This is a genomic window from Pseudomonas syringae KCTC 12500 (genome assembly GCF_000507185.2).
GTDB lineage: Bacteria > Pseudomonadota > Gammaproteobacteria > Pseudomonadales > Pseudomonadaceae > Aquipseudomonas > Aquipseudomonas syringae.
The window spans coordinates 1,878,583-1,890,366 of sequence record NZ_AYTM02000002.1; the positions used below are offsets into that span (position 1 = coordinate 1,878,583).

The window sequence follows — 11,784 nt, forward strand, 5'->3', positions numbered from 1 at the left end:
ACGCCCCGTTTTTTCAAGGGCTTGCGCCCGACCCGGGAGAGAAATGAAGAAATCGTCACGATTAAGTCACGCCCAATACGTGCCTATCGGCTCAAGACTTTAGTCGCACGTCCGATAGGCACCCCACTTACGGCTTTATCCCCGTCTCTAAATCGCATGGAACGCGTCAATGACCCTGGAAGCTTTCTATGTCCCTGCGAAATATGAACATCGCGCCCCGAGCGTTTCTTGGATTTGCCATGATCGGCACCCTCATGCTGATTCTGGGCGTCTTTGCGCTGTCACAGATGAGCAAGATTCGCAGCGCCACCGAGGTGCTGGCCGACAGCAATGTGCCCAGCATCAAGAGCCTCGATCGCTTCGCTGAAGTCAGTATTCGTCTGCGGGTGCTGTCCTACCGATTGCTGGTCAACCGCGATCCGGAAACCCAGCAGAAAACCATCGAACTCATGGCGATGCGCAACAAGCAGATCACTGACGCTCAGGCCGTTTACGAGAAGCTGATCAGTGGCCCCGACGAGCGCGACCTCTATAGCCAGTACGTGCAGCTGCTGGGCCAGTATCGCCAGCTTGAAGAGCGCCTGAAAACGCTGACCCGTGCCAACAACATCGACGAACTGCAGGGCTTGCTCAACAACGAAATGGTCAGCAACTCCGACCAGATGAACGTTGTGCTGCGCAAACTGGTGGAGATCAATACAACGCAGTTGAATGCGGTCAAAGAACAGGCCTCCGTCGAGTATGACTCGGCATTCAACATGGTGATCGGGTTGCTGATCGCCGCCACACTGCTGACGATCGTGTTTGCCTGGATGCTGATCAAGAGCATTACCACACCGATCGCCACCGCACTGCTAGCAGCGGAGACCATTGCGCAAGGCAACCTGACCAAGCCGATCAGTATCGACGGCAGCGATGAAGCCGGTCGTCTGCTGCTGGCCATGAAAACCATGCAGGACAAGCTGCGCGATACCTTGCAGGGTATTTCCGGCTCGGCCACGCAACTGGCCTCGGCAGCCGAGGAGCTGAACGCCGTCACTGACGAAAGCGCACGCGGGCTGGTGCAGCAGAACGATGAAATAGAACAGGCTGCCACTGCGGTCAACCAGATGACCAGCGCCGTGGAAGAAGTGGCGCGCAACGCCACCAGCACCTCGCAGGCCTCGCGCAGCGCGGCGACCTCTGCAGGCGATGGCCGCGACCTGGTTCAGGAAACCGTCAGCGCCATCGAGCGCATGAGTGGCGACGTGCAAGGCACTGCCGAGCTGATCATCAGCCTGGCCAATGAGTCGCGTGACATCGGCAAGGTGCTCGACGTGATTCGCGGCCTGGCCGACCAGACCAACCTGCTGGCATTAAACGCCGCCATCGAAGCCGCACGTGCCGGTGAAGCTGGACGTGGTTTTGCCGTCGTCGCCGACGAAGTGCGTGCCCTGGCACACCGCACCCAGCAATCGACCAGCGAAATCGAACGCATGATCAGCAGCATTCAGACCGGCACGGAACAGGCTGTCAGCTCGATGCGCAACAGCACTGAACGCGCCGAATCGACCCTGAACATCGCCAAGGGCGCGGGCCAGGCACTGAACACCATCAACAGCGCGGTCGAAGAGATCAACGAACGTAACATGGTCATCGCCAGCGCCGCCGAAGAACAGGCACAGGTCGCCCGCGAAGTGGACCGCAACCTGGTCAACATCCGCGACCTGTCGGCACAATCCACCAACGGCGCCAACCAGACCAGCGCAGCCAGCACCGAGCTGTCACGCCTGGCAATCGACCTCAATGGCATGGTGGCGCGCTTCGCGCTTTGATGCTTGAAAACGGGCGTTTTATTTCCGGAAGCTATGTTGTGTGAAAGCCAGTCTTCGCGAACAAGTTCGCTCCTACGCCCTTCGGGCAGAAGCAGACCGTGAGCCCTCAGCTTCTGGCCGCAGGCCGTAGGAGCGAACTTGTTCGCGAAAAACACTCTCACGCCCTACGGCAGAAGCAAACCGTGACCCCTCAGCTTCTGGCCGCAGGCCGTAGGAGCGAACTTGTTCGCGAAAAACACTCTCACGTCCTGCGGCAGAAGCAAACCGTGATCCCCCAGCTTCTGGCCGCAGGCCGTAGGAGATTCTATGGTTTTGGCAAAGCCCTCAAGCCACTTTTGTTTGATATTCGCTCTGGTTCTTTAACAGAGCGAAGACTACTCGAGCCAACTTTCGGGAGAGCATGACCAGCGCTTGAGTTGTACTAAAGCCACGCTTTCTCTGCTCTTCATAAAAAGGCTTCCAGGCCGGCGTACGGCTCCCGGACATAGCCGCGTTGTGCAGCAACCGTCGGGCTTCTGGATCGCCGCGTTTGGTCAATCGACGAGGTCCATCACTTTGCCCTGATTTGGATACTCTCAGGTCCAGCCCAAGAAACGCGATAAAGGCGTTCGCTCCGCTGAACTCGCCTCGCTGAAAAGAAGTGACCAAGCGAGCTGCAGTCAGAAAGCCGATCCCTTCTACTTTCATACAGCGGTTGACCTGCCTCATCAGCCCGGCTTCCTGCAGTACATCGCGAATCTTCTTTTCAACGAGCGCCTCAAATCGTTTCATCGAGTTGACCTGATTGGCGAACGCTGTTCTCAGAAAAGGCTCGTTGGTCCAGCTTTGTACCAGGCCAGTACGAGCCTGAACCAAGGCTGCACGACGTCGGAACAGGCTCAGAAGCTGCCGATAAAGCGGGCTCGCAGGTATCCAGGGCCGCAACTCATCAAGCTCGTTTTTCAGGTATCGGGCCAACAAACGAGCATCTTGGGCATCGGTTTTGGCGCGTATGTTGACGCCTTTACGGTAATGACTGAGCTGATAGCCATCCACCATATAAATGTCACAGCCTGCTTCGTGGGCCGCATCCGCGAACAGGACGTGATAGACGTTAGTGGCTTCGATGGCGATGGCGCAGCTGCTCGCCAAGGCCTTCAGCCATTGGGTGATGGCGACTTTGGTATTGGGGATTGCCTCAAGTCGATCATATTGATCGTGGTAGATCACCAGCTCATTCTTGGCGACATCTACACCGATGATCGGTTTTTGCAGAGTAACCCGCATTGCCATAACGCCTCCTCGGGGATAAGGTTTACAGACTTGAAGGGGCCACCCAGAGGCGCAGGCTTGTTTCTATCGTAGGTTGTGAGCCTTAAGCATTCTTTATCGGCGCTTGGGTGAAAGGAGGAGGGGTGAAATCTCCTACGGGTCTGTACTGCGCGAACAGTCAGAAGCGAACTAAGTCCCTCCTCCTCCCTTCAAGTCTTACCATACAAGCGAACTTGTTCGCGAAAAACACTCTCACGCCCTGCGGCAGAAGCAAACCGTGATCCCTCAGCTTCTGGCCGCAGGCCGTAGGAGCGAACTTGTTCGCGAAAAACACTCACGCCCTACGGCAGAAGCAAACCGTGATCCCCAGCTTCTGGCCGCAGGCCGTAGGAGCGAACTTGTTCGCGAAAGCTGCCCGTGCCTCAAACCCAGATAGCATCCCACAGCGGGTAATCCTCAAGCTTTTTAACCAAGCCCGCACGTAAAGGATTGGCCACGATATAACGGGCTATCGGCGCAATATCCTTTTCGTCGCGGATTGCTCTGTCGTGGTACCCGGATTGCCACAAAGCGTGACGACGGACACACCGTTTTCCAACTGCAATCGAGCTTCGGGCCTTTAATTATTTCATCAAGCTGGGCAAATCACCGGCCTTGAGTTCAAAAAGCCAGTGGAGATGGTCAGGCATGACTACCCATGCCATAGACTTGACCAGCCCCTGCTCTTCGCAACGCTTCATTTCTCGTACGAGCAGCCGTCCCAGCTGCATTTCGGCGAACACAGGTACACGGCCCTTCGTCACTGAAGTGACCATGTAAATCTGACCGACTGCCGAGTATCTGCCTTTGCGCAGGTGTCGTGTCGTTGCGCAATCAGGCATTCCATCGCCCTCCAGAACCGGTTCAACGTTGAACCTTAGCGTCTGTAGGGCGATGAGCAGAGCGAATGTTTTACAGCCTGTGAGAGATGCTTTCTCGTCGTGGGCATTTGCAAACCGGACTTTTTTAAAGCCTCACACTCGCAAACGTCGACTCATTACGCGCCTGACTCAGAGCCGACATCGGCCCGGACAACGGAGCGAGCACCAGGGCCTGCGGGATTGGCATCATCGCGACCTGCTGTGCGGTGTTGGACCCTACGCGCTCGTCACGTGGCGGGATGCCGAAGTATTCGCGGTAGCATTTGGAGAAGTGCGGTGTCGACACGAAGCCGCACACCGACGCCACTTCGATGATCGACATCGGTGTCTGCTTGAGCAGCTGTCGGGCGCGAATCAGGCGCAGTTTCAGGTAGTAGCGCGAAGGCGAACAGTGCAGGTATTTCTGGAACAACCGCTCCAGCTGCCTGCGCGAAACGGCGACATACACAGCCAGTTCGTCAAGATCGATCGGCTCTTCAAGATTGGCTTCCATCAGCGCCACGATTTCCTGCAGCTTCGGCTGATTGGTGCCCAGCATGTGCTTGAGCGGCACGCGTTGATGGTCCTGTTCGTTGCGAATGCGCTCGTAGACGAACATCTCGGAAATGGCTGCCGACAACTCGCGCCCATGATCACGACTGATCAGGTGCAGCATCATGTCCAGCGGTGCGGTGCCGCCCGAGCTGGTGAAACGATTGCGGTCCAGCGTAAACAGCCGGGTGCTCATCGACACGCGCGGAAAGGCTTCCTGCATCGAGGCCAGACATTCCCAATGCACGCTGCACTCGAAACCATCCAGCAAACCCGCACACGCCAGCGCCCAACTGCCGGTGCACACGGCGCCCAGACGACGCGACTGACGCGCCTGGCCCTGTAGCCAGCTGACATGTTCACGCGTGACGGAGCGTTGAATACCGACACCGCCGCAGACGATGACGGTATCGAGCAAAGGAGCCTTGTGCATCGCCGCATCCGGCGTGATCTGCAGACCATCGCTGGCCCAGACCTGGCCGCCGTCGACACTCAGCGTGGTCCAGCGATACAACTCGCGGCCCGACAGCTGGTTGGCCATGCGAAGGGGTTCTACCGCCGATGCGAGGGAGATCAGGGTGAAGTTATCCAGCAGCAGAAAGCCGATGGACTGTGGCGCGCGATTCTGGGGTTGAGTCCCTTGATTGAACGATGTCATCACACTATCTCCTCTCATATGGCATACGGTTGGCCCCAGTACAGGCTCTTGTTGTAGCCCTCGTCACTGAAGGCGCTGTGATGACATCGCAAATCCCATGCCGGAATTTGATCGCTCATTCAAGAACACCCGAAAGCGACGTCGCGAAGCGTCTAACCGGCTGCGACCCACTTACCTGTTTGCGACAGCGAGGCCGCGGATCGCGCAGCTCGATGAGCAGTTCGGTAGCACTTGACGGAAACGACCAAAGGGTCTTGTCACGCCGAGTGCTACTCAAGGCACACCTCGAGGAAACGCTGCGCAGGGTAGACGCTCGCGCTAAAAAGTGGCGGCCTGCAGGGCGCGTGATCGAAAAGCGCGCAGCCACCAAAAATGACACCCTACATGGCGTGACCACTGCCGGATCCGACCCGATAATGAACTTGTCGGCGTTACTCCCCTCCAAAACACCGCGTTCGCGCAGGCACCGACCTGCCAACCGACCGCTGCCGATCTGCGCAGCGACTGTGTAACGTACTGGCCGTTTTTTCGCAGTTCCGACACTGCAACCGGGCGTGCGTACGATGCAACGAATCTGTAAGCGACCTTGCGCGCACTGGATACGACGCCTCCTGCACTGGATACGACGCCCCCTGTAGGCGTTTGATTTTCCCTGTTACATGATCGGTTCCGACTCGATCGCCCGGCGCAGTGATGGAGCTTCGCGAAAAGCCTCGCCAACCCATAAGCCGCGTCAGCGTTCACCTGCTGATGACTAAAAGAAACTCACAGGAGTCCACCCCATGAAAGGTTCCAAATCGTTGCTGTTGGCCGCTACGCTCTGTATGCCGGTGCTAGCCCAGGCAGCCGAGCCAGAGGCCTGTCATACGGTCAACTTCTCCGATGTCGGCTGGACTGACATTACCGTCACCACTGCGGTAACCAGCGCCGTACTCGAGTCACTGGGTTACAAGACCAAAACCACCATGATTTCCGTACCGGTGACCTACAAGTCGCTGGCCGACGGCAAGAACATGGACGTGTTCCTCGGCAACTGGATGCCGACCATGGAAAACGACATCAAGCCCTATCGCGAAGCAGGGACCGTCGAAACCGTGCGTGCCAATCTGGAGAACGCCAAGTACACCCTCGCGGTGCCGGAAGCGCTTTACGACAAAGGTCTGCATGACTTCGCCGACATCGCCAAATTCAAGAAGGAACTGGGCGGCAAGATCTACGGCATCGAGCCTGGCAATGACGGCAATCGCCTGATCCAGAGCATGATCGACAAGAACGCCTTCCGCCTCAAAGACGCAGGTTTCAAGGTCGTGGAGTCCAGCGAAGCCGCAATGCTGTCGCAGGTCGACCGCGCCGTGAAACGCAAAAACGATGTGGTGTTCCTCGGCTGGGAACCGCACCCGATGAACACCCGTTTCAAGATGAAATATCTGACTGGTGGCGATGACTTCTTCGGCCCCAACTATGGCCAGGCGACGATCTACACCAACACCCGCAAAGGCTACAGTCAGGAGTGCAGCAACGTAGGTCAGCTGCTCAAGAATCTGTCCTTCACGCTGAACATGGAAAGCACCCTGATGGGTAACGTGCTGGACGACAAAATGAAGCCTGATGCCGCCGCCAAGGCGTGGATCAAGAAAAACCCTCAAGTACTCGACACCTGGCTCGCAGGCGTGACCACCGTCGATGGCAAGCCAGGCCTGGAGGCCGCCAAAGCCAAGTTGACCCAGTAAGCCGACAGCAGGCGGGGCTGACCCGCCTGCTGCCCTCTTCACCTTCCGCAAGCGGACACCCGAAATCATGCTGACTGACCATAAAATCCCTCTGGGCGAGTACATCGCCGCATTTGTCGATTGGTTGACGGCCAACGGCGCCGATTACTTCGACGCAATAGCCTCGACACTGGAAATGATGATCCACGGGTTCACTTTCGCGCTGACCTGGTTCAATCCATTCGTACTGATCGGCCTTATCGCAGCCCTCGCGCACTTCATCCAGCGCAAGTGGGGCCTGACGGTTTTCGTCATCCTTTCGTTTCTGCTGATCCTCAACCTGCATTACTGGCAGGAAACCATGGAAACCCTGGCGCAGGTGCTCTTCGCCACGCTGGTGTGTGTCGTCATCGGCGTGCCGCTGGGCATCATTGCCGCGCACAAGCCGCTGTTCTACACCATCATCCGGCCGATACTCGACCTGATGCAGACCGTGCCTACTTTCGTCTACCTGATTCCGACGCTCACGCTGTTTGGTCTGGGCGTGGTACCCGGCCTGATCTCGACGGTGGTTTTCGCCATTGCCGCGCCGATTCGCCTGACCTACCTGGGTATTCGCGATGTGCCTCAGGAGTTGCTGGATGCCGGCAAGGCCTTCGGTTCGTCACGTCGCCAGTTGCTGACGCGCATTGAACTGCCCTACGCGATGCCCAGCATTGCAGCCGGGATTACCCAGTGCATCATGCTGTCGCTGTCGATGGTGGTCATCGCGGCCCTGGTCGGTGCCGACGGCCTGGGCAAACCAGTGGTCAACGCGCTGAACACGGCCGACATCGCGCTCGGTTTCGAAGCCGGTCTGGCAATCGTATTGCTGGCCATCATGCTCGACCGCATCTGCAAACAACCCGAAGCCAAGGTAGGGTCCGACGCATGAGTATCATCAAGTTCGACAAGGTAGACGTCATCTTCTCCAAGGACCCGCGTGAAGCCCTCAAGCTGCTCGACGAAGGCCTCACGCGTGACCAGATCCTCAAGAAAACCGGACAGATCGTCGGCGTCGAGAACGCCAGTCTGGACATCGAAAAAGGCGAAATCTGCGTCCTGATGGGCCTGTCGGGCTCCGGCAAATCCAGCCTGTTGCGCTGTATCAACGGCCTCAACACCGTCAGCCGTGGCTCACTGTTCGTCGAGCATGAAGGCTCGCAGATCAACATCGCCAACTGCAGCGCAGCCGAACTGAAAATGATGCGCACCAAGCGCATTGCCATGGTCTTCCAGAAGTTCGCCCTGATGCCCTGGCTGACGGTGCGCGAGAACATCAGCTTCGGCCTGGAGATGCAGGGTCGCCCCGAAAAGGAACGGCGCAAGCTGGTGGATGAAAAGCTCGAGCTGGTGGGCCTGACCCAATGGCGCAACAAGAAGCCCGACGAACTGTCTGGCGGCATGCAGCAACGAGTGGGCCTGGCGCGGGCACTGGCGATGGATGCCGACATCCTGCTGATGGACGAACCGTTCTCGGCGCTCGACCCCCTGATCCGCCAGGGGTTGCAGGACGAACTGCTCGCCCTGCAAAGCAAGCTGAGCAAGACCATTGTGTTCGTCAGCCACGATCTGGATGAAGCACTGAAGCTCGGCAGCCGGATCGCTATCATGAAAGACGGCCGTATCGTGCAATACAGCGTGCCGGAGCAGATCGTGCTCAATCCGGCAGATGAATACGTGCGCACCTTCGTTGCACACACCAACCCGCTCAACGTGCTGTGCGGGCGCAGTCTGATGCGCACCGTCGACGAGTGCACCCACGTCAACGGTTCGGTGTGCCTGGACCCGAGCGGCGACTCATGGCTCGATCTGGCCGACGGCAACGTAATCAAAGGCGCGCGGCAAGGTGCTACGGCCCTCGATCTGCAGAACTGGGCCCCCGGTCAGGACGTCGCCACTCTGGATCGACGCCCTACACTTGTGCATTCCAACATCGGCATGCGCGACGCGCTGCAGATCCGCTACCAGACCGGTAACAAACTGGTCCTGCAGGAAGGCAATAAAGTGGTCGGCATTCTGGGTGATACCGAGCTGTATCACGCGTTGCTGGGCAAAAACCACGGCTGACAAGGCCTGTAACCGACAAGCCCGCTCCACCGCGCTGGACTCATCCAGCCGGGAGCGGGCTTTTTTTCGTCCACAGCCTTGTCCCCCGGGCAACTCCCCCTACCGCTATTTCTGCTCCCTCAGCCCCCATGTCGTAAACGCACCTTTGTGTGGCGTCCATAGGCATTTGGCGTCTTCGGTGCGGCCCTACCATCGCTCTCAGAGGGCTCTGTTCCGCCCGAACGACAAGTCAGGCGCCGCGCCGCCGCTGGGAGATCCGCGATGTTCAGCAAGCAAGACCAGATCCAGGGTTATGACGATGCACTGCTGTCGGCGATGAACGCCGAGGAGCAGCGTCAGGAAGACCATATCGAGCTGATCGCCTCGGAGAACTACACCAGCAAACGCGTGATGCAGGCGCAGGGCAGCGGTCTGACCAACAAGTACGCAGAGGGCTATCCCGGCAAGCGTTACTACGGCGGTTGCGAGCACGTCGACAAGGTCGAGCAGCTGGCCATCGAGCGCGCCAGACAGCTGTTTGGTGCCGACTACGCCAACGTTCAGCCACACTCCGGCAGTCAGGCCAACGCAGCGGTCTATCTGGCGCTGCTCCAGGCCGGCGATACCGTGTTGGGCATGAGCCTGGCGCACGGCGGCCACCTGACCCACGGTGCCAAGGTCAGCTTCTCGGGCAAGCTCTATAACGCCGTGCAGTACGGCATCGACACCGCGACCGGGCTGATCGATTACGACGAAGTCGAGCGCATTGCCGTCGAATGCCAGCCGAAAATGATCATTGCCGGGTTTTCGGCCTATTCCAAGACCCTCGACTTCCCGCGCTTCCGTGAAATCGCCGACAAGGTGGGCGCTTACCTGTTCGTCGACATGGCGCACGTCGCCGGTCTGGTTGCCGCCGGTCTTTACCCGAATCCGCTGCCCTACGCAGACGTAGTCACCACCACGACCCACAAGACCCTGCGCGGTCCACGCGGCGGCCTGATCCTGGCCAAGGCCAACGAAGAGCTGGAGAAGAAATTCAATTCCGCCGTCTTCCCTGGTGGTCAGGGCGGCCCGTTGATGCACGTCATCGCCGCCAAGGCCGTGTGTTTCAAAGAAGCCATGGAGCCCGCCTTCAAGGTCTATCAACAGCAGGTCATCGACAACGCGCAAGCGATGGCGCAGGTGTTCATCGATCGGGGCTTCGACGTGGTCTCCGGCGGCACCGACAACCATCTGTTTCTGGTCAGCCTGATCCGTCAGGGTCTGACCGGCAAGGACGCCGACGCAGCGCTCGGGCGTGCGCACATTACCGTCAACAAGAACTCGGTGCCCAACGACCCGCAGTCGCCGTTCGTGACGTCCGGCCTGCGCATCGGTACACCAGCTGTTACCACCCGCGGCTTCAAGGTGACCCAGTGCGTCGAGCTGGCAGGCTGGATCTGCGACATCCTCGACAACCTCGGTGATGCCGATGTCGAGGCCGACGTCGCCAGCCAGGTCGCCGCCCTGTGCGCCGATTTTCCGGTTTATCGCTGAGTCAGGAGTAGCCTCACATGCAGCATTACTCAGGCTTCGGCCTTCTCAAGCATTCCCTCAGCCACCATGAAAACTGGCAGCGCATGTGGCGCACGCCCACCCCGAAAAAGGTCTATGACGTGGTCATCGTCGGCGGCGGCGGGCACGGTCTGGCCACGGCCTATTATCTGGCCAAGGAGCATGGCATCACCAATGTGGCCGTGGTCGAGAAAGGCTGGCTGGGCGGCGGCAACACTGCGCGCAACACCACCATCGTGCGCTCCAACTACCTGTGGGACGAGTCGGCCCACCTCTATGAACACGCGATGAAACTGTGGGAAGGCCTGTCCCAGGACCTTAACTACAACGTCATGTTCTCCCAGCGCGGCGTTTACAACCTGTGCCACACCCTGCAGGACATGCGCGACTCCGAGCGCCGCGTCAGCGCCAACCGGCTTAACGGCGTGGACGGTGAATTGCTCAACGGCCAGCAGGTCGCCGAGGAAATCCCGTACCTGGACTGCTCGAAAAACACCCGTTACCCGATCATCGGCGCAACGGTCCAACGCCGTGGCGGCGTCGCCCGCCACGATGCGGTGGCCTGGGGCTTCGCCCGCGCGGCCGACGCGCTGGGCGTCGACCTGATTCAGCAGACCGAAGTCATCGGCTTTCGCAAGGAAAACGGCGTGTGCATCGGAGTGGAAACCAACAAGGGCTTCATCGGTGCAAAACGTGTCGGTGTGGTAACCGCCGGTAATTCCGGGCAGATGGCCAAGCTGGCAGGCTTCCGTCTGCCTATCGAATCACACCCGTTGCAGGCACTGGTTTCCGAGCCGATCAAGCCGATTATCGACAGCGTCATCATGTCCAACGCGGTACACGGCTACATCAGCCAGTCCGACAAGGGCGACCTGGTGATCGGCGCCGGTATCGACAGTTGGGTCGGTTACGGCCAGCGCGGCTCGTACCCGGTGATCGAACACACCGTCCAGGCCATCGTCGAGATGTTCCCGGTGCTGTCCCGCGTGCGCATGAATCGTCAATGGGGCGGTATCGTCGACACCACGCCGGACGCCTGCCCGATCATTTCAAAGACCCCGGTGCCGAACATGTTCTTCAACTGCGGCTGGGGCACAGGCGGCTTCAAGGCCACGCCGGGCTCGGGCAACGTATTTGCCGCCAGTCTGGCCAAGGGCGAGATGCATCCGCTGGCCAAGCCGTTCTCCATCGACCGTTTCCACAACGGCGCACTCATCGACGAACACGGCGCTGCAGCCGTAGCCCACTAACAGGAGAAC

8 protein-coding genes and 2 pseudogenes are annotated in these 11,784 nt (G+C 59.0%); 7 read left to right on the top strand and 3 right to left on the bottom strand.

Translation table 11 applies throughout. The annotated features are described in order from the left end of the window. Nucleotides 1-203: 203 nt before the first annotated feature. Nucleotides 204-959: pseudogene (locus tag V476_RS29280) on the top strand (MCP four helix bundle domain-containing protein); the annotation flags it as partial. Continuing rightward, nucleotides 951-1,814 (top strand): methyl-accepting chemotaxis protein, encoded by an 864-nt coding sequence (locus V476_RS29285; protein WP_404944186.1) that lies wholly within the window; start codon nucleotides 951-953, stop codon nucleotides 1,812-1,814. The pseudogene V476_RS29280 and the gene V476_RS29285, both read left to right, overlap by 9 nt. 324 nt (nucleotides 1,815-2,138) lie before the next feature. Here the strand turns inward: V476_RS29285 and V476_RS08790 are convergent, their stop codons facing one another. The 3 genes and pseudogenes from V476_RS08790 to gbdR form a co-directional block, all read right to left on the bottom strand. After that, nucleotides 2,139-3,086 (bottom strand): IS110 family RNA-guided transposase, encoded by a 948-nt coding sequence (locus V476_RS08790; protein WP_024961480.1) that lies wholly within the window; start codon nucleotides 3,084-3,086, stop codon nucleotides 2,139-2,141. Nucleotides 3,087-3,487: 401 nt separating this feature from the next. Further along, a pseudogene (locus V476_RS08795) lies at nucleotides 3,488-3,946 on the bottom strand (REP-associated tyrosine transposase). Nucleotides 3,947-4,070: 124 nt separating this feature from the next. Further along, nucleotides 4,071-5,174, bottom strand: a complete 1,104-nt coding sequence (gene gbdR, locus V476_RS08800) for a choline metabolism transcriptional regulator GbdR (RefSeq protein ID WP_003402189.1) — start codon at nucleotides 5,172-5,174, stop codon at nucleotides 4,071-4,073. 782 nt (nucleotides 5,175-5,956) lie between these two features. On the opposite strand from gbdR, the gene V476_RS08805 reads away from it, so the two are divergent. The 5 genes from V476_RS08805 to V476_RS08825 all read left to right on the top strand — a co-directional run bounded on the left by V476_RS08805 (nucleotide 5,957) and on the right by V476_RS08825 (nucleotide 11,775). Next, nucleotides 5,957-6,904, top strand: a complete 948-nt coding sequence (locus V476_RS08805; RefSeq protein WP_024961250.1) for a choline ABC transporter substrate-binding protein — start codon at nucleotides 5,957-5,959, stop codon at nucleotides 6,902-6,904. A gap of 64 nt (nucleotides 6,905-6,968) precedes the next feature. Further along, a complete protein-coding gene (choW, locus tag V476_RS08810; protein ID WP_170855970.1) occupies nucleotides 6,969-7,817 on the top strand; it encodes a choline ABC transporter permease subunit in 849 nt (282 codons plus the stop codon). Further along, on the top strand, nucleotides 7,814-8,992 hold the full coding sequence (gene choV, locus V476_RS08815; RefSeq protein WP_003341293.1) for a choline ABC transporter ATP-binding protein: 1,179 nt from the start codon (nucleotides 7,814-7,816) through the stop codon (nucleotides 8,990-8,992). The genes choW and choV overlap by 4 nt, the downstream gene beginning before the upstream one ends. A gap of 261 nt (nucleotides 8,993-9,253) precedes the next feature. Next, nucleotides 9,254-10,507, top strand: a complete 1,254-nt coding sequence (gene glyA, locus V476_RS08820) for a serine hydroxymethyltransferase (RefSeq protein WP_024692062.1) — start codon at nucleotides 9,254-9,256, stop codon at nucleotides 10,505-10,507. A gap of 17 nt (nucleotides 10,508-10,524) precedes the next feature. Continuing rightward, entirely contained in the window at nucleotides 10,525-11,775 is a 1,251-nt protein-coding gene (locus V476_RS08825; protein ID WP_024961249.1) for a sarcosine oxidase subunit beta family protein, read from the top strand. The last annotated feature ends 9 nt before the right edge of the window (nucleotides 11,776-11,784 follow it).